This window comes from Rhizobium sp. A22-96 (assembly GCF_053521805.1).
Genome location: NZ_JBNWDQ010000003.1, coordinates 851,034 through 870,187, shown reverse-complemented (window position 1 = coordinate 870,187; position 19,154 = coordinate 851,034). Strand labels below are relative to the sequence as shown.

Genomic DNA, 19,154 nt, shown 5'->3' with positions numbered 1-19,154 from the left:
CTTGGTCTAGCGGTTTTCCAGTCGCTTGTAGAATTCCAAGACCGCCGTCTTGAACACCTTGTCGCCGACGGCGAGCATGTGATCGCGATTGGGAATGTCGACGACTTCTGCATGCTGCATCAGGTCGGCGAGTTCCTGCGCCGAACCGGCGATATCATCCTTGGTGCCGACGGCGATCAGCGTCGGCGCTTCGATCTTTGCGACATCTTCTTTTGTGGCCAGATCACGCGAGCCCTGGATGCAGGCGGCCAACGCCTGCCGATCGCTCTTTGTCTGTTCGGCGAAGGCGCGGAACATGCGGCCGCGCTGATGCGTGACGTCGTCGAGCGACGGCGCAAGCAGAGCGTCCGCTATCGGATCCCAATCACCGACGCCCTCGACCATGCCGATGCCAAGGCCGCCGAGAACCAATGAGCGGACGCGATCGGGATGCGCGATCGCCATGAAGGTCGAAACGCGCGCGCCCATCGAATAGCCCATGACATGCGCTTCGGGGATGCCCAGGTGATCCAGAAGCGCAACCGCGTCCTCTGCCATAATCCAGGGATGGTAGACATCGGAATCATAGGGCTTGTCGCTCGTGCCGTGACCGCGATTGTCGATGGCAATCACGCGGTAACCCGCCTCGCCCAGCACCTTCAGCCAACCCGGATTGACCCAATTGGCAACGGCCGTCGAGGCAAAGCCGTGAATCAGCAGAACTGGCGTGCCGTTAGGATCACCCTCGTCGAAATAGGCTAGCTTCACGCCGTCTCTGACAAAATGGGAAAAGGCAGGAACGTTCAAATTCATGGCAATGTCTTCGCAAACTGGGGTCTTCTTGGCGCCGGACCATATTTTATCGGCGATATCAGGTGAACCCCGCATGGGCAAAAATCTCTGCGTCGAGCCGGACTTTCGCACTACACAATCGATAAGAAGGATTATAAAGAGGGGCTACCAAGTCTGGCGCAACATTCATGCCGCTCAAGGCAAGACGCATTTGGAGATCATCATGGCCGGTCACAATATTCCCCATTTCCAGAACGACGGCGGACACCGCGTTATCGAGATCGGCGTGAAGGAATTCATGTGCACCGGCGCCTCGGTTCCCTACGATCACCCACATATCTTCATCGATATGGGCGACGAGAACGAGAAGGTCTGCTCCTACTGCTCGACGCTGTATCGCTACAACGCATCGCTGAAGGCCGACCAGACCATCCCGCCGGGCAGCGTTTTCCACTTCAAGGCTGCTTGAGCCGATAGATTCCGATCGGACATAGCCTGATGCCGGTCAAATCAGCCGCAATCATCGGCGCCGGAATTGCCGGATTGACGGCGGCGCTGGCGCTGGCGAGGCACGGCATCCGTTCTCATATTTTCGAACAGGCCGAAGCGCTGACCGAAGTCGGCGCCGGCCTGCAGATTTCTCCGAATGCTTCCCGCATCCTCGATACGCTCGGCGTGCTCGATGCTCTTCTGCCTGTCTGGCTGGAGCCGGAAGAAGTGCGGCTGGTATCCGGTTCTTCATTGCGGCAGGTCGCTTCGGTGCCTTGCGGGAACTTTGCCAAGTACCGCTGGGGATCTCCTTACGGTACCGCGCATCGCGCCACGCTGCAGAAAGCACTTCTAGATGCGGTGGCAGCCAATGCGCTCTGCACGCTGCGGCTCGGTCAACGCATCGATGTAAAAGACCGACAAATGCCGGATGGGATCGCGGGCGGAGAGTTCGATCTCGTCATCGGGGCTGACGGTGTCTGGTCAAAGACGCGTGCCCTCGTGCCCGACGCGCCCTCACCGCTCTTTTCCGGCAATATCGCCTGGCGTTTCACGGTTGCCGAGGCGTCGGCGCCGGCCATTCTGAACAAGACCAGCGTCACGGCATTTCTCGGCCCCTCAAGCCATCTCGTTTGCTATCCCATCCGGGAAAATGCGGCCTTCAACATCGTTGCCATCGTTTCAGGCAGCAGCACCAGCCAGGATTGGAACGCAACGGGCAGCAAAGCGCAGAGAGACAATATGCTTCGCGGCTTCTCCGGCTGGAACGACGCAATCCTGCGATTGCTGGAAGCTCAGGAGCAAGCGAGCCTCTGGCCGCTTTATGAAATGGGCGTGGGGCGCTGGCACAATGGCAGTGACACGATCCTGATCGGCGACGCGGCGCACGCGATGATGCCCTTTGCCGCGCAGGGTGCGGCCATGGCCATCGAGGATGCTTTCGAGCTGGCCGGCATGCTGGCAACGCGCCCGCTGCGGGAAGCCTTCGATCTCTATGAGAAGCATCGCGCGCCGCGCATTGCCCGCCTGCGCCAGCGCGCCGCCTTCAATCAATTCGCTTATCATGCTCGTGGCCCGATCCGCATGGCGCGTGATCTTGTTCTCTCACTCCGCCCGCCGCAAAGTCTTGCGGCGGACATGGACTGGATCTACGGCTATCGCGCCACCGGCTGATCAAGCTTCCTTGGCTGCGGCAAAGCCCTTTTCGATATCCGCCTTGAGGTCGGCGACATCTTCCAGACCGATCTGCAGGCGAAGCACCGGTCCTTCCGTCGGAGCCTTGGTGACGCGGCGGTCGTTGAGGTTGACATGCAAGGCGAGGCTTTCGAAGCCACCCCAGGAATAGCCAAGGCCAAAAAACTTCAGCGCATCAAGGAAAGCGTGCGCCTTGACCTTGAATTTCTCGGGACTGTCGACAGCCAGGACGAAAGAGAAGATGCCGCTCGCACCCTTGAAGTCACGCTTCCAGATCTCGTGGCTTGGGAAGCTCGGCAGCGCAGGATGCAGCACCCGCGCAACGTCTTCCCTGCCCTCCAGCCACTGCGCGATCGCCAGCGCACTTTCCTGGTGACGCTCCAGCCGTACGCCCATGGTGCGCAAGCCGCGCAGCACCTGATAGGCGTCATCCGGGGCGCCGCAGATGCCGAGTTGGCCATGAGCGTCCAGCAGCTGCTTCCAGTGCGCCTCATTGGCGGAAACGGTTCCCATCACAATATCCGAATGACCGGCGGGATATTTCGTCACCGCATGGATCGAGACGTCGACACCATGGTCGAGCGGCTTGAAATAAAGCGGCGTCGCCCAGGTATTGTCCATGGTCACGACGCAGCCATGCCGGTGCGCTGCCGCCGAAATCGCCGGGATATCCTGCATTTCGAAGGTATTGGAACCCGGCGCCTCGGTATGAACCAGCTTGGTGTTCGGCTTGATCAATTGCTCGATCCCGGCCCCGATCAGCGGATCGTAGTAGTCGATCTCAATACCGAGGCGCTTCAGCATCGTATCGCAGAAGAAGCGTGTGGGGCCGTAGACCGAATCAACGATCAGGGCGTGATCGCCAGCGGACAAATAAGCCAGAAACGGCACCGTGACCGCGGCAAGGCCAGAGGGAACGATGATCGTTCCGGCCGATCCTTCCAGTGCATCCATCGCCTCACACAGCGCATCCGTCGTCGGCGTACCGCGCGTGCCATAGGTATATTTCTGGTCGTGCGTCTCCATGGTCCGCGCGTTGGGAAACAGCACCGTGGACGCATGCACGACGGGCGGATTGACGAAGCCATGGAAATCGAATGGCGAATTGCCGATGTGGGATAAACGCGTGTTGATGCCGGCGTTTTGCAGGAGTGTGTCTTTGTCTTTCATGTCCGGATATGCCCTTGGCGCTGTATGATGCTGGATTTGTGGCGACCAAGTCCAGTTGGGTCAACCCCAACCCTATCGACCCGCCATATTATTAGAAGGCTAAAATAACAAAACAGCGCGATAAACCCCATTTTCGTGCAGTTTTTTGGCAAAACGGTGCTTATTTTGATGTCAAATGCCCATTTTTCGACCGCACAAGGCGAAAACGCCGAATAAAACCGCAATAATGGGGCGGATCTCTTGACCGCCAATCCATTTACGACTGTGATAGGACCACTCGCGCCAGAAGAGTGAGGGAACGTGGTTCTCCCAAGAACCCGCATCGGGCGCGATAAATTTTAAATATAAAACAATACACAAAGGTAGGGAAAGATGAAAAAGTTTGCTCTCTCCGCATTTCTCGGAGCCGCAGCATTGGCTTGCACCGTCTCCGGCGCGTCGGCTTCGACGCTGAGCGACGTCAAGGCCAAGGGCTTCGTCCAATGCGGCGTGAATACGGGCCTTCTTGGCTTCGCACAGCCAGACGCTTCCGGTAACTGGGCCGGTTTCGACGTCGACTTCTGCAAAGCTGTCGCTTCGGCCGTCTTCGGTGATGCGACCAAGGTAAAGTACACACCCCTCAGCGCCAAGGACCGTTTCACGGCCCTGCAGTCGGGCGAAATCGATGTGCTTTCCCGCAACACGACCTGGACCATCAACCGCGACACCGCGCTTGGCCTCAAGTTCCGCCCCGTCACCTATTATGACGGCCAGGGCTTCATGGTTCGCAAGGAACTGAACGTCAAGTCGGCTCTCGAGCTCTCCGGCGCCGCCGTCTGCGTCCAGTCCGGCACAACGACCGAACTGAACCTTGCAGACTACTTCAAGACCAACAACCTTCAGTACAACCCGGTGGTCTTCGACAAGCTCGAAGAAGTCAACACAGCCTATGACTCCGGCCGCTGCGACGTCTACACCACCGACCAGTCCGGTCTCTACGCTCTGCGCCTGACGCTGAAGAACCCAGACGACAACGTCGTTCTGCCCGAGATCATCTCCAAGGAGCCGCTCGGCCCGGCCGTTCGCCAGGGCGACGACCAGTGGTTCAACATTGTCAGCTGGACGGCTTATGCGCTTGTGAACGCCGAGGAATTCGGCATCACGCAGAAGAACGTCGACGAGATGAAGGCTTCGGCAAACCCGGATATCAAGCGTTTCCTCGGCGCTGAACAGGGTTCCACCATCGGCACAGACCTCGGCCTGACCAACGACTGGGCCTACAACGTCATCAAGGGCGTCGGCAATTACGGCGAAGTCTTCGACCGTAACATCGGTGCAGGCAGCCCGCTGAAGATCGCTCGCGGCATCAACGCTCTGTGGAACAAGGGCGGCATCCAGTACGCACCGCCGGTCCGCTAAGCCGCTAACGGCACAAACTTATAGAGAAAGGCGGCATCCGCCTTTCTCCCCTCAAGAAAACAAGCCTGAAACAGGCACATTGGGGAAAATTTTTGTATGGCAATTACTACAAATTCGCCTGAAGGCGAGCGATCATCCGTATCGGCGATAAACAACCCGCAAGTTAGAGGTGTTTTTTATCAGGCCGTTACCATTATCATTCTCGTGGCTCTCGGTTGGTTCCTGATCCACAATACCGCCCGCAATCTCAGCGATTTGAACCGTTCTTTCGGGTTCAGCTTTCTCGAAGGCCGCTCCGGCTTCAATCTCGGACAGGCACTGATTCCCTATTCCAGCGATTCCACCAATACCCAAGCGCTTCTTGTCGGTCTGCTCAACACGCTTCTCATTTCGGTGGTCGGCATTATCTGCGCAACGATCGTCGGCTTTATCATCGGCATCGGCAGACTTTCAGGCAACTGGCTGATTGCGAAGCTGTCTCAGACCTATGTCGAGATTTTCCGCAACATCCCGCCTCTGCTCGTCATCTTCTTCTGGTACAGCGGGGTTCTGGTGCTTCTGCCGCAGGCACGAGATGCCGTGCATCTTCCATTCTCGAGCTATCTGAGCAATCGCGGCCTGGCCTTCCCCAGCCCGATTTTCGGCGAGGGTATGTGGGCCGTTGGCGTTGCCTTCCTCGTCGCAATTGCCGTGGTGTTTTTCGTGGCCCGCTGGGCACATAAGCGCCAGGCGGCGACTGGCCAGCAGTTCCACACGATCTGGGCGGCAATCGGGATATTGATCGGACTGCCGCTATTGACCTTCCTTGTGGTCGGCCGACCGCTCTCCTTCGACTATCCGGTTGCCGGCAAATTTAATCTGAAGGGCGGGCTCGTCGTAGGGCCGGAGTTCCTGGCGCTTCTTCTCGCCTTGTCGCTTTACACCGCCACCTATATCGCCGAAATCGTCAGGGCCGGTATTCGCGGTGTGGCAAAGGGCCAATCGGAGGCGGCAGGCGCGCTCGGACTTCGCGCTTCTGCCATAACCAGGCTTGTCGTTATTCCGCAGGCAATGCGCATCATCATTCCACCGTTGACGAGCCAGTATCTCAACCTGATCAAGAACTCCTCGCTCGCTATCGCCATCGGCTACGCCGATCTCGTTGCCGTCGGCGGCGTGATCCTCAATCAGTCCGGCCGCGCCGTCGAAGTCGTCATCATATGGATGATTATCTATCTCGCCTTGAGCATCGTGACATCGCTGTTCATGAACTGGTTCAATGCCAAGATGGCTTTGGTGGAGAGATAAGATGTCGGATCAAAATCAAGGCTTTGTCAGCAAGACCCTTTTGATGCAGCAGCCTGCACCGCCCGGCGAAAGAGGCGCATGGCACTGGATGAGGAAGAACCTCTTTGCCACGCCGAAGGACATCGTTCTGACGGTTCTTGCCATCCTGTTTCTCGTCTGGGCGATCCCGCAGCTGGTCGACTGGCTGTTCGTAAAAGCGGCCTGGAGCGGAACCGATCGCACATTCTGCGCCACGACCGTTCAGGGCGGTACCCAGCCCGACGGCTGGAGCGGCGCGTGCTGGGCTTTCGTCCGCTCGAAGTTTGTCATCTTCATGTTCGGCCTCTTTCCACCGGACGAACGTTGGCGACCTGTACTGGTGCTCATTCTCACGGTCATCACCTTTGTACCGCTGATGATACCGTCGGCTCCCAGGAAGGGGTTGAACCTGCTCCTGGCATTCGTTGCGCTGCCAGTTGTGTCGTTTTTCCTGCTTCATGGTGGATTTGGCCTCGAAGTCGTGGAAACGGAAAGATGGGGCGGCCTGTTGGTGACGCTGGTGATTTCCTTCGTGGCGATCGCGGTGTCCTTTCCATTCGGTATCGTACTTGCGCTCGGACGCCGCTCGAAGTTGCCCGTCCTTCGCATGCTGTGCGTGATCTTCATCGAAGTCATCCGCGGCGTGCCGTTGATCACGGTGCTCTTCATGGCCAGCTACATGCTGCCGCTGTTCATGCCACAGGGCTGGACGGTGGATAAGCTGTTGCGTGCCGTAGTCGGGGTTGCGATCTTCACCTCGGCCTATATGGCCGAAGTCTTCCGCGGCGGTCTTCAGGCCGTGCCGAAAGGACAGTTCGAAGGCGCCGACTCACTCGGCCTTGGCTACTGGCAGAAAATGCGGTTGATCGTGCTGCCGCAGGCCATCAAGCTGGTCATCCCGAGCATCGTCAACTCCTATATCAGCATGTTCAAGGATACGTCGCTGGTGGCTATCGTCGGCATGTTCGACCTGCTTGGCATCGTCCGTCAGAATTTTTCTGACGCGAACTGGGCAAGTGCAGTCACACCCGTTACCGGTCTCATTTTCGCCGGTTTTGTTTTTTGGTTGTTCTGCTTCGGCATGTCGCGTTATTCAGGTTTCATGGAACGCCATCTCGACACCGGCCACAAACGATAAGAATTGAGGGAAATAACAATATGGCTGACGCCCAACCGAAAAAACTCACCATCTCCGAGACAGAAGTCGCGGTTGACATGATCAACCTCAACAAGTGGTACGGCGATTTTCACGTGCTGCGCGACATCAATCTCAAGGTCATGCGCGGCGAGCGCATCGTCATTGCCGGCCCATCCGGCTCGGGCAAATCGACGATGATCCGTTGTATCAACCGCCTGGAAGAGCACCAGAAGGGCCAGATCATCGTCGACGGCGTGGAACTCACCAACGATTTGAAGAAGATCGATGAAGTGCGCCGCGAAGTCGGCATGGTGTTCCAGCACTTCAACCTCTTCCCGCATCTGACCATTCTGGAAAACTGCACGCTGGCGCCGATCTGGGTGCGCAAGATGCCGAAGAAGCAGGCGGAAGAAATCGCCATGCATTTCCTCACCCGCGTCAAGATCCCGGAGCAGGCCAAGAAGTATCCAGGACAGCTCTCAGGCGGCCAGCAGCAGCGCGTGGCGATCGCGCGCTCTCTGTGCATGAACCCGAAGATCATGCTGTTCGACGAGCCGACCTCGGCGCTCGATCCGGAAATGATCAAGGAAGTGCTCGACACCATGGTGGGTCTTGCCGAAGAAGGCATGACGATGCTGTGCGTGACCCACGAAATGGGCTTTGCCCGCCAGGTTGCCAACCGCGTCATCTTCATGGACCAGGGCCAGATCGTCGAACAGAATTCCCCGAAGGAATTCTTCGACAATCCGCAGCATGAGCGCACCAAGCTCTTCCTCAGCCAGATCCTGCACTGAGACTGACATCTTTATCCACGAAAAAACCGCCGGCTGCATCCCAGCCGGCGGTTTTTTCATGCCCGCTCCGCACCACAACAGAGTTGGCAGTGGAGCTGCGCGCTTCAGCGTAAGGGCAGCGCATAGCTCTGCTTGACGACCTCACTCGGCACATCCGTCTTCACATTCTGGATGCCGTTGATCTTCGTCAGATGCGTCGACTGGAACTGCCGATAGTCATCGAGGTCGGACACGGCGACACGCAGCAGCGCATCGCTTTCGCCAAGCATGATGTAGCACTCCATCACCTGCGGCAGTTTCTTCATGGCAGCTATGAAGTGATCGATCGTCTCGGCATCCTGGGCGGTGAGCCAGACGCGGGCAAACAGCGACAGCGGCAGACCCGCCTTGACCGGATTGAGCACCGCCACATAGCGATCGATGATGCCGGCATCCTCGAGGAGCTTCACGCGCCGCAGGCATGGCGATGGAGACAGGCCGACCTCCTTGGCCAGTTCGATATTCTGAATGCGTCCGTCGCGCTGCAGCACGCGCAAGATGCGCTTGTCGATCTCATCGAGCCGCATTGGCATCCTCCACCAATAGAACGCCTATTTTGAATTCTAATGCTAATTATTTGTCCAAAACTAGCATCTAAGCAAGCCGATTGCGCTCGCAAACAGCTAAGCTTCCATTCATGGGAAACACCAGTCTTCTTCTCTTTGCCGCCACCGTCCTGCCCCTCATCTGCACGCCGGGGCCGGACATGCTCTTCGTGGCATCGCAGACAATGTCCGGAGGCGCGGCCGCCGGGCTACGCTCAACAGCCGGGGTCTGCCTTGGCTATGTCATCCATTCCTCACTCGCGGCCCTCGGCGTGGCAGCCATCGTCGCCGCCTCTCCTGCCCTGTTCATGCTGTTGCGCTGGCTCGGCATCGATTATCTCGCCTACCTAGCAGCCCGCTTGATCGGCTCCTCGATGAAGGCCGGCAAGTTCGTGCCGGCATCGTCGAACGCATCCGACAGCCTCCGACGTGGCTTCCTGACGGCCATTCTCAATCCCAAGGGCATGATGATCTATTTCGCCATCCTGCCGCAGTTCATCAGCCATGATCAAAGCATAGCGCTGCAGGCGTCACTGCTCTCGGCCATCTTCATCGGCCTATGCGGAGTATTTTACACTTTCCTCAGCCTCACCCTTGCAGCGATCGGCTCGCACGCGAGCTTCAGCGATCGCCGCCGCCGCTGGAGCGAAGGCATTGCAGGCTGCCTCCTGTTGGTCGCCGCCGCACGATTGGCGACCTGAAAGAGCCGTATGGCGCTTCACGGAAAACGCGATATATTATTTGCCACCGCGAATAATGCGGCATTCGCGAGACGTCGGGGGAAGCGGGGCCGTGAAGAAAAGCGACAGAATTATCGGCGGCCTCGCTTTACTGGGCGTAGCCATCATCGTTATCAAACTGGCCGGCGCCATGTTCGGCTACGATCTCATCCAGATGGCAGTCGATGCCACGAGACCGACAAATGCCGGCGGTTGGATGGCAGCGGCGAATTGAGAACGGTGGAGAGTACAGCCCAATCCGGACAGAGCGATAGAGAACACAATCTCACGTCGGCCGGATGAAATAGTTGGAAGCTTGGCGACCCCTGCAGGATTCGAACCTGCGACCACCTGCTTAGAAGGCAGGTGCTCTATCCAGCTGAGCTAAGGGGCCTAAAGCCGAGCCGCAATTTGGTTGCGGCGGGCAACTCATGCCTGAAACCGCCAGCAAACTCAATGGGCGGCGGCTTCAATAAGTGCCTGTTTCAGTGAGTCCAGGGCTGGATGCGGCTGAAGCGGAAGTTATCGGTGTAGGAAACAACCTGCCGATTGGCATCCTTGGGGGCGATGACGCGGTATTCGATGCCTTCGCGCTTGGCATAGGCTTCGGCCTGCTCCTGCGTGTCGAATGTCAGCTTCAGCTGCTGGCGCGTATCGGCGGAGGAGGTATAGCCCATGATCGGATCGATCTTGCGCGGGATCTCCTGATCGAACTCCAGAACCCACACATTGGTCTTGGCCTTGCCAGATTGCATGGCGGTCTTTGCGGGACGATAAATCTTGGCAGGCATTGCTGCAGCCTCCGAATCAAGCGGGAATGATCCGCTTTTTTTTGCTTCTCTTGCCTTGGCGCGAAGCCTTGCCGGCCGCGCGAACACGACTTTTGCTTAGCCGCGAATCCCTTTGCTTTCAAGCGAAAAGGCAGTCGCAACCAACGCGAATTAAGCGATATCGATGAAGGGGTTTAAAGTGGTCGGAGTGGAGAGATTCGAACTCCCGACCCTCTGGTCCCAAACCAGATGCGCTACCAGACTGCGCTACACTCCGTACCGTCAGCACGATCCTCGAAACAATGCATCTAAGCAAACGAGATCGTGCTTGTATCCTGTACCGCCGAACACCTGCCCTGCGGAACGATTGGGGAGATACACGGTTCACCTGTCGGCTGCAACAGGTAAAATCACGCCGGACAACTCTTCCCCGGAGAAATCTACTTGGCCGATTTCTTTGAGATGGTGGCGCTCGTCACCTTATCGCCGACAGCAAGGCCGATTTTTTTGACAATTCCACCGTTCAGCTCGATGACATAGGCGACCGGACCGCCTGAGCTGATGATCGCCTCGGAATAAGGCACGGCATTTTCCTGGATATGGGTCACAACACCTGTCTGATCCAGAAACAGCATGTCGAGCGGCAGCTTGGTGTTCTTCATCCACATCATGACGGGGCGTGACGTGCCGAAATCGAACAGCATGCCATGATCGGCGGCCATCTTGTCGCGATACATCAGGCCGAATTCCAGCTGCGGCGGCGTCAGAGCCAGTTCGACGCTGAACTTGTGCGTCACGCCCTTGGGCGAGGTGATCGACAGCGGCTCCGATTCGAAGGCCATCGACTGCTGGCTCGTCGCCTGCGCGGCAACCGAAGTCGGAGCCGCGGCGCCAACGAGAAAAAGCGCCACGATGGCGCCTTTTAGTGCGCTTAACATCATGTTTTTATTATATTTTGTATTCAACGCCATAAATTAGACCATACTCAAACAGGTTGCCTTTGGAGATATTATGGCCGCAATGGCCACGTCTGTCGATCAGCAAAAAGCGCTGGGATGCCAATTGAAGAGATCACCGGCCGGAGGCTCAAGCGTGATGGAAAGAGGCTTGCCGAACTAGAGACGTTGCCGGTTGGCCGGCATAGTGGCGGATTTCAGACACAGGTCCGATAGCCAAAGAGCTGGCAACGGTATAATGCTCTCATCATGGCCCTAGACCCAATCAAAGCTCTTACAGACTATGCTGAGGCGGACTGCACCGTACAGTTCTGGATTACCGACACTCCCGCAGTTGAATTCAAATCTCTAAGGGCCGCGGTCAGCTACGCCAAAGATCATGGCGGGCGATGGCAGGAGATCGAAATCACGGTGCATTTGCCCCGGGAGGATATTGTCTATGCAACCGAAAAGGTGCATCGGCTGATCGATGCATTGCAAATTCGAGGTTAGCGCCAGTTGCGGTGACCTTGAGCGGGTGATCTTGATTATCGCGAATGCCGACGAAGTGCCGCTTCAGCCCCTGCATATGGCAATTGGATCGAGAAACATTGTGCGATCTCACGGTCCAATGAAGCGTCCAAGCGACGCTCTTCGAAACCATGAGACACAAATTCGCGACGATTTCAGTGCGGCCGTGTTGCCGCGCTTGGTGCATCCGGATGGATTTCCGCCGCCATCAGGCCCTTTTCGCCAGGTCCGAAGCGAACGAGCACCACCTGCCCCGGCCGCAGCTCCGCCAGGCCGAAGCGGCGCAACGTTTCCATGTGCACGAAGATATCCTCTGTGCCCTCACCGCGCGTCAGGAAGCCAAAACCCTTGGTGCGGTTGAACCACTTGACCAAGGCACGCTCCAGACCACTGGTCGCCGTTACCTGCACATGGGTGCGCACCGGCGGCATCTGCGATGGATGCGTGGCGGTCGACTGATCCATGGAGAGAATCTTGAAGGCCTGATAGCCGCGCTCCCGGCGCTGGATCAGCGCTACGATGCGCGTTCCCTCGAGAATAGTCTGATAACCGTCGCGACGCAGGCATGTCACATGCAGCAAAACGTCCTGCATGCCGTTGTCGGGCACGATGAAACCAAAACCCTTGGCAACATCGAACCACTTGACGACGCCGGAGATTTCGACGAGCTCGACGGTATCGCCGGACATCTCCTCGAAGTCTTCAACTCCCTTCGATGAAATTCTGTCACCCATCCTAGCCAGCCCTCGATTACGCGTCACACTGTTACGGTTAACTGATTCCCTGATATCAAGATTAACATCTTGGTAACGGAAAAGCGCAAGTCCTAGTTTTTGTTTATCCGCACCCTAAGATTACCGCTCCAACACTTGCGCGAAGCTGGCGTCGCGATCCAAGATCGCACCAGCTCAATATTAAGAGAGGAAATAGAATGCGTTATCTCCACACAATGGTCCGCGTCACCGATCTCGACGCCTCGTTGCATTTTTATAGCACCCTATTCGGCCTCACCGAAACCCGCCGCTACGAAAACGAGAAGGGTCGCTTTACGCTCGTATTCCTTGCCGCGGCCGAAGATGCCGAATCGTCCCGAAGCAATGGTGCGCCCAGCCTGGAATTGACCTATAACTGGGACCCGGAAGTCTATACAGGCGGACGCAATTTCGGTCATCTTGCCTATGAGGTCGACGACATCTACGCGACCTGCCAGAAGCTCATGGACAATGGCATCATCATCAATCGCCCGCCGCGTGATGGCCACATGGCGTTCGTAAGGTCTCCGGACGGCATTTCCATCGAGATCCTGCAGAAGGGCGACAATCTTCCGTCCGCCGAGCCTTGGGCTTCCCTTCCCAATACCGGCGCCTGGTAAAACGCAAGCTTTCGCGAGGCTTACGGCACGCGCGGAGCCATCCGTTTCGCGCTTGCCGCCCATGCCCATCCTCCGGCATGCTTGGACGACTCGAAGCATCATGCATCGGATATCGCGCGGTTATCGCTCCCAGTCGGCGCGCGCCATATCATCGTCCCTCGCAGGAGGCCGTTCGATGCAAACCTTTTTTTGCGAGGAACGTCCTTTGTGCGATCGACAGATTTTATACGGTAAGAAGAAGCTCGCAAGCACTATTGCCGTCATCGCCTCATTTGTGATGATCGCCGGTTGCGCGACCACCAGCACGAAGCCGCAGGAGACATCCGAGGCGGCTCCGCAGCTGAGCGAAGCCGAACAGCTTGCGGCAAACCTGAACGACAAGGCTGAGGCCAGGCGACAGAAAGGCGATGCCGCCTATCGTGACCCGCGTGTCCATAGCGTCAACGGCACGCAGCAGCGATTGGTCACCGAGCAGAACCAGGCCCTTTACCCCGGCGCGCCGACAGCTGCACCTTCCGATGCACCCGCCAGCATTGCTGGTCTCGTGACGCAGCCGACTGGCGTCAATGCAAACAGGAGCAGCATTTTTTCGGCGCCGCCGCCGATTGCGGTCAATCCAGACGGGACGCTTGCCAAGACGCAGCCTGACGCTGGCGTGCAGGGAATCACGCCGGGCATACGCAGCGTCTACAGCATGCCGCCAAACGCGATGCAGGCTGTCGCACCGCAAACCGGCATGGCCGGCTCGCCGGCAACACGGACCTCGGAAGACTTTCTGCCTCCACCCGTCGTCCGCAATGTTTCCGCTCAAACCGCCGCTACCCCGATGAAGCCGACGGCCGATGCGACGCCTTCGAAAATCATGCCGCTACCAGGCGCCAATGTCCGCAAACTGGACAGCAAGGAAGCGGCGATGCTGGCAAACTTCATCGCATCGAAGAACCAGGGCAAGGACGGCAAGCTGCTGGTGGAGCCGATACAAAACGGAACCGGCCGATAAGGCGGCCGCTAGCGGGGAATCTGCAATCCTGCCGGCAACACCCTGTTAAGTCTTGCTTATTCCGGGCCGGCAGCACTTTCATCCACCTGTCATTTTTTCCACAAAAAAGCGAAATTGCCGCTTGCAGGAATGAAATCACCCCGCTATAAGCGCGCCACACAACAGCTGTACGCGCCCTTCGTCTATCGGTTAGGACGACAGATTTTCATTCTGTAAAGAGGGGTTCGACTCCCCTAGGGCGTGCCACTGTTGTTCTTCCTCCCCATCGTGAATTCATTAAGCTTCCGCTTGCGGACGCCATGCACCATTCCTATCTGTGCGGTGTGGCTTGCGCCCTTCGTCTATCGGTTAGGACGACAGATTCTCATTCTGTAAAGAGGGGTTCGACTCCCCTAGGGCGTACCAAATCATGGTGTTGCTGGGTTTTCCACAATTGCCTCGAAAAATCTGCGCCTAGTCATGGATTTTTCTGGGATTTTTCTCGATTTTCCGCTTGCGGGAACAAAAGGTGCTGACTATAAGGGCGCCACAGCACGCGCCCTTCGTCTATCGGTTAGGACGACAGATTTTCATTCTGTAAAGAGGGGTTCGACTCCCCTAGGGCGTGCCACTGTTCTCCCTCGAAATCTTTGAATTCGCGTCGTTATTTTCGCTCGACCGTCAAAACCATTGGCATCGCCCAGGTGGCGCTCGATAGCCGCCATCTCAAAAGGCTGACCTCGCTGCCATAGACCTGCGCTTCCCAGAGCGCATAAAGTTTCCTCTGAAATCCCGGTAGCCGGACGCTTTGGCAAGCAATCGGTCCACCGTCGAAATTGAGGGCCATTTTCAAATCCAGAGGGGACCTTTTCAGAAACTCTGCCAGCGGGCCGAGTGGAAAGAAAGCGTCCTTCGTCGTGCCAACGATAATGCGGCCCGCGCCATCCTTGCCGACAAAGGTGCGATTTGCGAGCCAGCGGCTCTTTGTCGTGACGTGGGTCTGTCCATCCGCGCCGATCAACAGAGGATAGGAAACCATGGCATTGGCCGCACCTGCGAGCGCTGTTTGCCAATCCTGATGCGATAGATCCTTGATATCCGCGAAACCCTCGCCGGCGACAAAGGCGCCTGCCTTCGCATCATAGATCGCCGGTCCGGCAGCGGTACCCTCGCTTATGATCGGCGTGTCAGGCCTGCCCTTTAAATCGTAATAGCTGCCATTGACGATGAGGACTGCGTTTGGCAACGCTCGCTCCCATTCATCGATCCCTTTGTCACCGCTCGGCGCATTTCTTGCCACAAAGCGGTAAAGTGTCGGATCAATACGGTTCAGCAGGATACGGTCGACCTCGCGGCCATCGACCTTGACAGGCAGCTCGGCAACTTCAAAACCTTTCTCGGGCTCCTGCCAAACCAGTTGTCCCGCTTGCGCGGCCGGCTGTGGATCGCTTAAGGCCAGTCGCATAGACGGCGACAAGCGCGGATCGTCAGCCTTGATCGAAATCCAATAGGTGCCGCCACGCCGGAGCAACGTGTTGAACCCGTAAGCTCCGTTGCGCTCCCATAGCCAACCGGCTGCGCCTGCCATCACCACAAAAATCAGGATGAAAATAGCAATAGAAAACTTAACTCTAAAAGACATCGATACCATCCAAAGTCGCCAGCAACAGCGCTTCACAATCTGACCAATATCTCTTGAGAAATGGCAATAAATAGACGCACCTGCCGGATGCCATGAATTGATAAATTCATTGCTACCGCTGGTGCTTAGCGCCCATGTGATCGGTGGAATGATTAGGGCGCTTTGGCCGCATCCATGACGCGCAGCTGCACGCGACGGCTTCCCTGCCAGTGATCGGCGCCGAGCGTGCCCGCTACATGGAGCTGCGCGCCGCGGGAGGACATCAGCAATTCACCCAGGGGCGTTTCGGCGGCGCGGAAGGCTATGCCATCGACCCGGCCGCCATCCTGCGCTTCCAGTGTCACCTTGATATGTGACTGGCCGACGAGACGGGAATCGCGCAGCCGGTGGCTCGGCAGGGCGAAGATGGGCTGTGGATGACCTGAGCCGTAAGGGCCGGCCGTTTCGAGGCGGTCTATCAGTTCCACGGTCGCGCCGCTTGCGCCGAGTGCACCGTCGATCTTCAATGTCTCGTTGGCCACGAGGCCGGCAACCTGCTTTTCCGCCTTCTCGGTGAAGAAGGCGCGCAATTTTCCGAGATTGCTCCGCTCCACCGTCAGGCCGGCGGCCATCGCGTGACCGCCGCCCTTGACCAGCAAACCGGCATCGACGGCGGCGCGGACCATGCGGCCCATGTCGAAGCCGTTGATCGAGCGGCCGGAGCCGGTACCCTTGCCCGACGAATCAAAGGCAATTGCAAAGGCAGGGCGGCGAAACTTGTCTTTGAGGCGCGAGGCGATTAGGCCGACGATGCCGGGATGCCAGTTCTCCCGCGCCGTGATGATGACCGAGGCGCCGTCGCCATTGCCATATTCCGCCAGCGCTTCACCCTCGGCCTCCTGCAGCATGGCGGCCTCCATGAGCTGGCGGTCACGGTTGAGCTCATCGAGCTTCGCAGCAATCGTCTCGGCTTCACTGGTATCGTCGAGGGTCAGCAGGCGCGCGCCGAGTGCTGCATCGCCGATGCGGCCGCCGGCATTGATGCGCGGGCCGATCAGGAAACCGAAATGATAGGGCGTCACCGGGCCGCCAAGCCCTGCCTTGCGAAACAGAGCGGCAAGTCCGGGATTGCCCTGGTGACGGGCGGCAATCAGGCCTTTGACGACATAGGCGCGATTGAGACCCTTGAGCGGCACGACATCGCAGACGGTCGCGAGCGCGACGATATCGAGCCAGGCCAGAAGATCCAGCGAGCGCACACGAGCGTCACCGACTTCACGCAATTGCTTCAGGGCAGCAACGAGAACGAGGAAGACGACGCCGGCAGCGCAGAGATGCCCCTGCCCTGAGAGATCGTCCTCACGGTTCGGATTGACCAACGCGTGGCATGGCGGCAGCTCGTGCGCCACCTGGTGATGATCGATGACGACGACGTCGATATTACGCGCTCTTGCCGCATCCAGCGCCTCGAAGCTGGTGGAGCCGCAATCGACCGTCACGATCAGTGTCGCGCCATTGTCGATGAGCTGGTTGATGGCATTGGGATTGGGGCCGTAGCCTTCGAAGATACGATCGGGGATATAGATGCTGGCTGGAACGCCGAAATGGGTCAGGAAGCGATGGAGCAACGCCGACGAGGAGGCGCCATCGACATCGTAGTCGCCGAAGATCGCAACGGTTTCGCCTGTTTTGATCGCACGCAGAAGGCGCTGTGCCGCCTTTTCGCAGTCAGTCAGCAGATAGGGATCGGGCATCAGGCTGCGGATCGTCGGATCGAGGAAGGCCATGGCCTCATCGATGCCGACACCACGACCGGCAAGCACGCGGGCGATCAGCTCCGGCAGACCATGCACCTGCGCGATGGCGAGTGCCCTGTTCTGTCCGGCCTGGTCGAGCCGGGAGACCCAGCGATTGCCGGATACCGAGCGCTCCACGCCCAGAAAGGCTCGCTGAACTGGATCGACCGGTTGCTCCACCATCTCTCCCAAAATTTGAGGATGGCGGCGTCCTTTGAAGCGCCGCCGTCGTCAGCCTATTCCTTCGGCCGCTCGATGCGAATGACCTGCGGCTCGCCGACGAGGTAGCCTTCGGTCTTTATGGCAGCGACAGCCTTGCGCACCGAATCCTCGGTGGTCGCGTGGGTCACGAGAATGATCGTCTGATGCGCCGAGGGCGACAGGTGCTGTGTCGAGCGCTGGACGATCGATTCGAGCGAGATGTGGTTCTCCGCCATGCGGGTCGCAACGCTTGCGAAGACGCCGGTGCGGTCGAGAACGGTCAGGCGGATGAAATAGCCGCCTTCGTGGCTCTGCATCTGCGCCTTGCGATAAGGCTCCAGCGACTTGGCAGGGTGGCCAAGCACCGGCACGCGCTGTGCGCCCGGCTGGCTCTTGGCGATATCAGCGATGTCGCCGAGTACGGAGGACGCTGTGGCGTTGCCTCCGGCGCCGGGGCCTACCATCAGCAGTTCCCCGAGAATGTCCGATTCGATCGCCACGGCATTGGTGACGCCATCGACCTGGGCGATGACCGAATCGAGCGGTACCATGGTCGGATGCACGCGTTGTTCGATCCCGCTTTCGGTGCGCTGGGCAACGCCGAGCAGCTTGATGCGATAGCCGAGATCGGCGGCAGCACGGATATCCTCGATGGAGACGTTGGTGATGCCTTCGAGATAGATGTCGTCGGCTGCGATGCGGTTGCCGAAGGCAAGCGTCGTCAGGATGGCTAGCTTGTGCGCCGTGTCATTGCCCTCAATGTCGAAGGCCGGATCGGCTTCGGCATAGCCGAGGCGCTGCGCCTCCTTCAGGCAATCGGCAAAGGACAGGCCTTCCTTCTCCATCCGGGTCAGGATGTAGTTGCAGGTGCCGTTCATGATGCCGTAGACGCGCGAAATCGTGTTGCCCGTCAAGGATTCGCGCAGGGCCTTGATGACCGGAATCCCGCCGGCGACCGCCGCTTCGAAATTGAGCAGAGCGCCCTTCTCTTCCGCGATCTGCGCGAGCTCGACACCATGATAGGCAAGAAGCGCCTTGTTGGCGGTAACGACATGCAGGCCACGGGCAAGAGCGGCGCGCACGGCAGCGTTGGCAGCGCCCTCGGAGCCGCCGATCAACTCGACGAAAACATCGATATCGGCCTTCTGAGCCAGATCGACCGGACCGCCGAACCATTCGACATCCGTGAGGTCGATGCCGCGATCCTTGGTGCGATCACGCGCGGTGACGGCGACGATCTTGATGGGACGGCCGCAGGTGACGGCAAGCTCGTTGGCGCGGCTCTGGATGATGCGGACGAGCGAGGCACCAACGGTGCCCAAGCCCGCAATGCCGATTTTGAGGGCATCTGCCATGAAAAATTCCTGATCAGTATCTTGGGACGGCA

General features: G+C 58.3%; 20 protein-coding genes and 5 tRNA genes. 14 read left to right on the top strand and 11 right to left on the bottom strand.

Annotated elements, in window-relative coordinates:
- Window positions 1–6 precede the first annotated feature (6 nt).
- The gene (locus ACQZ6F_RS17055) at window positions 7–792 is read right to left on the bottom strand and encodes an alpha/beta fold hydrolase (protein WP_449093287.1); all 786 of its coding nucleotides are present in this window, start codon (window positions 790–792) and stop codon (window positions 7–9) included.
- Window positions 793–994: 202 nt separating this feature from the next.
- Between ACQZ6F_RS17055 and ACQZ6F_RS17050 the strand changes: the two genes are divergently transcribed.
- Both ACQZ6F_RS17050 and ACQZ6F_RS17045 read left to right on the top strand, forming a co-directional pair.
- Window positions 995–1,240 carry a zinc-finger domain-containing protein gene (locus ACQZ6F_RS17050; protein ID WP_068387869.1) on the top strand — a complete coding sequence of 82 codons (246 nt, stop codon included), beginning with the start codon at window positions 995–997 and terminating at the stop codon, window positions 1,238–1,240.
- Between the two features lie 29 nt (window positions 1,241–1,269).
- Entirely contained in the window at window positions 1,270–2,433 is a 1,164-nt protein-coding gene (locus tag ACQZ6F_RS17045) for an FAD-dependent monooxygenase (RefSeq protein ID WP_449093288.1), read from the top strand.
- Here ACQZ6F_RS17045 and ACQZ6F_RS17040 read toward each other — a convergent pair whose 3' ends face one another.
- On the bottom strand, window positions 2,434–3,624 hold the full coding sequence (locus ACQZ6F_RS17040; protein WP_449093289.1) for a cystathionine beta-lyase: 1,191 nt from the start codon (window positions 3,622–3,624) through the stop codon (window positions 2,434–2,436). It lies immediately after the preceding gene.
- A gap of 372 nt (window positions 3,625–3,996) precedes the next feature.
- Here ACQZ6F_RS17040 and ACQZ6F_RS17035 point away from each other — a divergent pair, with 372 nt between their 5' ends.
- The 4 genes from ACQZ6F_RS17035 to ACQZ6F_RS17020 all read left to right on the top strand — a co-directional run bounded on the left by ACQZ6F_RS17035 (window position 3,997) and on the right by ACQZ6F_RS17020 (window position 8,259).
- A complete protein-coding gene (locus tag ACQZ6F_RS17035; RefSeq protein WP_077469835.1) occupies window positions 3,997–5,022 on the top strand; it encodes an amino acid ABC transporter substrate-binding protein in 1,026 nt (341 codons plus the stop codon).
- Window positions 5,023–5,118: 96 nt separating this feature from the next.
- Window positions 5,119–6,309 (top strand): amino acid ABC transporter permease, encoded by a 1,191-nt coding sequence (locus ACQZ6F_RS17030; protein WP_449093290.1) that lies wholly within the window; start codon window positions 5,119–5,121, stop codon window positions 6,307–6,309.
- A 1-nt stretch (window position 6,310) separates the two neighbouring features.
- A complete protein-coding gene (locus tag ACQZ6F_RS17025) occupies window positions 6,311–7,465 on the top strand; it encodes an amino acid ABC transporter permease (protein WP_077469834.1) in 1,155 nt (384 codons plus the stop codon).
- A gap of 20 nt (window positions 7,466–7,485) precedes the next feature.
- Window positions 7,486–8,259 (top strand): amino acid ABC transporter ATP-binding protein, encoded by a 774-nt coding sequence (locus tag ACQZ6F_RS17020; RefSeq protein WP_068386317.1) that lies wholly within the window; start codon window positions 7,486–7,488, stop codon window positions 8,257–8,259.
- A 104-nt stretch (window positions 8,260–8,363) separates the two neighbouring features.
- Here ACQZ6F_RS17020 and ACQZ6F_RS17015 read toward each other — a convergent pair whose 3' ends face one another.
- Entirely contained in the window at window positions 8,364–8,831 is a 468-nt protein-coding gene (locus ACQZ6F_RS17015) for an Lrp/AsnC family transcriptional regulator (protein ID WP_205910643.1), read from the bottom strand.
- A gap of 104 nt (window positions 8,832–8,935) precedes the next feature.
- Between ACQZ6F_RS17015 and ACQZ6F_RS17010 the strand changes: the two genes are divergently transcribed.
- Together ACQZ6F_RS17010 and ACQZ6F_RS17005 are read left to right on the top strand one after the other, a co-directional pair.
- Window positions 8,936–9,544: a LysE family translocator gene (locus ACQZ6F_RS17010; protein WP_449093291.1), complete on the top strand. Its 609-nt coding sequence runs from the start codon at window positions 8,936–8,938 to the stop codon at window positions 9,542–9,544.
- A 91-nt stretch (window positions 9,545–9,635) separates the two neighbouring features.
- Window positions 9,636–9,797, top strand: coding sequence for a hypothetical protein (locus ACQZ6F_RS17005; RefSeq protein WP_169055444.1), 162 nt, complete (start codon window positions 9,636–9,638; stop codon window positions 9,795–9,797).
- Between the two features lie 82 nt (window positions 9,798–9,879).
- On the opposite strand, the gene ACQZ6F_RS17000 is transcribed toward ACQZ6F_RS17005, so the two are convergent.
- The 4 genes from ACQZ6F_RS17000 to ACQZ6F_RS16985 all read right to left on the bottom strand — a co-directional run bounded on the left by ACQZ6F_RS17000 (window position 9,880) and on the right by ACQZ6F_RS16985 (window position 11,273).
- Window positions 9,880–9,956, bottom strand: a tRNA-Arg gene (locus ACQZ6F_RS17000).
- Between the two features lie 91 nt (window positions 9,957–10,047).
- Window positions 10,048–10,353 (bottom strand): ETC complex I subunit, encoded by a 306-nt coding sequence (locus ACQZ6F_RS16995; protein ID WP_068387867.1) that lies wholly within the window; start codon window positions 10,351–10,353, stop codon window positions 10,048–10,050.
- Window positions 10,354–10,532: 179 nt separating this feature from the next.
- Window positions 10,533–10,609, bottom strand: a tRNA-Pro gene (locus ACQZ6F_RS16990).
- Window positions 10,610–10,772: 163 nt separating this feature from the next.
- The gene (locus tag ACQZ6F_RS16985) at window positions 10,773–11,273 is read right to left on the bottom strand and encodes a DUF192 domain-containing protein (RefSeq protein ID WP_449093292.1); all 501 of its coding nucleotides are present in this window, start codon (window positions 11,271–11,273) and stop codon (window positions 10,773–10,775) included.
- A gap of 264 nt (window positions 11,274–11,537) precedes the next feature.
- On the opposite strand from ACQZ6F_RS16985, the gene ACQZ6F_RS16980 reads away from it, so the two are divergent.
- Window positions 11,538–11,780, top strand: a complete 243-nt coding sequence (locus ACQZ6F_RS16980) for a hypothetical protein (protein ID WP_449093293.1) — start codon at window positions 11,538–11,540, stop codon at window positions 11,778–11,780.
- 173 nt (window positions 11,781–11,953) lie between these two features.
- On the opposite strand, the gene ACQZ6F_RS16975 is transcribed toward ACQZ6F_RS16980, so the two are convergent.
- Entirely contained in the window at window positions 11,954–12,532 is a 579-nt protein-coding gene (locus ACQZ6F_RS16975) for a cold-shock protein (protein ID WP_449093294.1), read from the bottom strand.
- A gap of 197 nt (window positions 12,533–12,729) precedes the next feature.
- Here ACQZ6F_RS16975 and ACQZ6F_RS16970 point away from each other — a divergent pair, with 197 nt between their 5' ends.
- From ACQZ6F_RS16970 to ACQZ6F_RS16950, 5 genes are all read left to right on the top strand, one after another.
- Entirely contained in the window at window positions 12,730–13,170 is a 441-nt protein-coding gene (locus ACQZ6F_RS16970) for a VOC family protein (RefSeq protein WP_068386302.1), read from the top strand.
- Between the two features lie 175 nt (window positions 13,171–13,345).
- On the top strand, window positions 13,346–14,170 hold the full coding sequence (locus ACQZ6F_RS16965; RefSeq protein WP_449093295.1) for a hypothetical protein: 825 nt from the start codon (window positions 13,346–13,348) through the stop codon (window positions 14,168–14,170).
- Window positions 14,171–14,341: 171 nt separating this feature from the next.
- Window positions 14,342–14,416, top strand: a tRNA-Glu gene (locus ACQZ6F_RS16960).
- Between the two features lie 84 nt (window positions 14,417–14,500).
- A tRNA-Glu gene (locus ACQZ6F_RS16955) sits at window positions 14,501–14,575 on the top strand.
- A gap of 130 nt (window positions 14,576–14,705) precedes the next feature.
- A tRNA-Glu gene (locus tag ACQZ6F_RS16950) sits at window positions 14,706–14,780 on the top strand.
- 33 nt (window positions 14,781–14,813) lie between these two features.
- Here ACQZ6F_RS16950 and ACQZ6F_RS16945 read toward each other — a convergent pair.
- From ACQZ6F_RS16945 to ACQZ6F_RS16935, 3 genes are all read right to left on the bottom strand, one after another.
- Window positions 14,814–15,791 (bottom strand): phosphodiester glycosidase family protein, encoded by a 978-nt coding sequence (locus ACQZ6F_RS16945; RefSeq protein ID WP_449093296.1) that lies wholly within the window; start codon window positions 15,789–15,791, stop codon window positions 14,814–14,816.
- A gap of 152 nt (window positions 15,792–15,943) precedes the next feature.
- Entirely contained in the window at window positions 15,944–17,749 is a 1,806-nt protein-coding gene (gene recJ / locus ACQZ6F_RS16940; protein ID WP_449093297.1) for a single-stranded-DNA-specific exonuclease RecJ, read from the bottom strand.
- A 53-nt stretch (window positions 17,750–17,802) separates the two neighbouring features.
- On the bottom strand, window positions 17,803–19,122 hold the full coding sequence (locus ACQZ6F_RS16935) for a homoserine dehydrogenase (RefSeq protein ID WP_068386293.1): 1,320 nt from the start codon (window positions 19,120–19,122) through the stop codon (window positions 17,803–17,805).
- Window positions 19,123–19,154: the final 32 nt, after the last annotated feature.

Bases quoted from the DNA above. Each gene is read 5' to 3' on its own strand.
- ACQZ6F_RS17055 (WP_449093287.1), bottom strand. From the start codon at position 792: ATGAATTTGAACGTTCCTGCCTTTTCCCATTTTGTCAGAGACGGCGTG.
- ACQZ6F_RS17050 (WP_068387869.1), top strand. From the start codon at position 995: ATGGCCGGTCACAATATTCCCCATTTCCAGAACGACGGCGGACACCGC.
- ACQZ6F_RS17045 (WP_449093288.1), top strand. From the start codon at position 1,270: ATGCCGGTCAAATCAGCCGCAATCATCGGCGCCGGAATTGCCGGATTG.
- ACQZ6F_RS17040 (WP_449093289.1), bottom strand. From the start codon at position 3,624: ATGAAAGACAAAGACACACTCCTGCAAAACGCCGGCATCAACACGCGT.
- ACQZ6F_RS17035 (WP_077469835.1), top strand. From the start codon at position 3,997: ATGAAAAAGTTTGCTCTCTCCGCATTTCTCGGAGCCGCAGCATTGGCT.
- ACQZ6F_RS17030 (WP_449093290.1), top strand. From the start codon at position 5,119: ATGGCAATTACTACAAATTCGCCTGAAGGCGAGCGATCATCCGTATCG.
- ACQZ6F_RS17025 (WP_077469834.1), top strand. From the start codon at position 6,311: ATGTCGGATCAAAATCAAGGCTTTGTCAGCAAGACCCTTTTGATGCAG.
- ACQZ6F_RS17020 (WP_068386317.1), top strand. From the start codon at position 7,486: ATGGCTGACGCCCAACCGAAAAAACTCACCATCTCCGAGACAGAAGTC.
- ACQZ6F_RS17015 (WP_205910643.1), bottom strand. From the start codon at position 8,831: ATGCCAATGCGGCTCGATGAGATCGACAAGCGCATCTTGCGCGTGCTG.
- ACQZ6F_RS17010 (WP_449093291.1), top strand. From the start codon at position 8,936: ATGGGAAACACCAGTCTTCTTCTCTTTGCCGCCACCGTCCTGCCCCTC.
- ACQZ6F_RS16995 (WP_068387867.1), bottom strand. From the start codon at position 10,353: ATGCCTGCCAAGATTTATCGTCCCGCAAAGACCGCCATGCAATCTGGC.
- ACQZ6F_RS16985 (WP_449093292.1), bottom strand. From the start codon at position 11,273: ATGATGTTAAGCGCACTAAAAGGCGCCATCGTGGCGCTTTTTCTCGTT.
- ACQZ6F_RS16980 (WP_449093293.1), top strand. From the start codon at position 11,538: ATGGCCCTAGACCCAATCAAAGCTCTTACAGACTATGCTGAGGCGGAC.
- ACQZ6F_RS16975 (WP_449093294.1), bottom strand. From the start codon at position 12,532: ATGGGTGACAGAATTTCATCGAAGGGAGTTGAAGACTTCGAGGAGATG.
- ACQZ6F_RS16970 (WP_068386302.1), top strand. From the start codon at position 12,730: ATGCGTTATCTCCACACAATGGTCCGCGTCACCGATCTCGACGCCTCG.
- ACQZ6F_RS16965 (WP_449093295.1), top strand. From the start codon at position 13,346: ATGCAAACCTTTTTTTGCGAGGAACGTCCTTTGTGCGATCGACAGATT.
- ACQZ6F_RS16945 (WP_449093296.1), bottom strand. From the start codon at position 15,791: ATGTCTTTTAGAGTTAAGTTTTCTATTGCTATTTTCATCCTGATTTTT.
- recJ (WP_449093297.1), bottom strand. From the start codon at position 17,749: ATGGTGGAGCAACCGGTCGATCCAGTTCAGCGAGCCTTTCTGGGCGTG.
- ACQZ6F_RS16935 (WP_068386293.1), bottom strand. From the start codon at position 19,122: ATGGCAGATGCCCTCAAAATCGGCATTGCGGGCTTGGGCACCGTTGGT.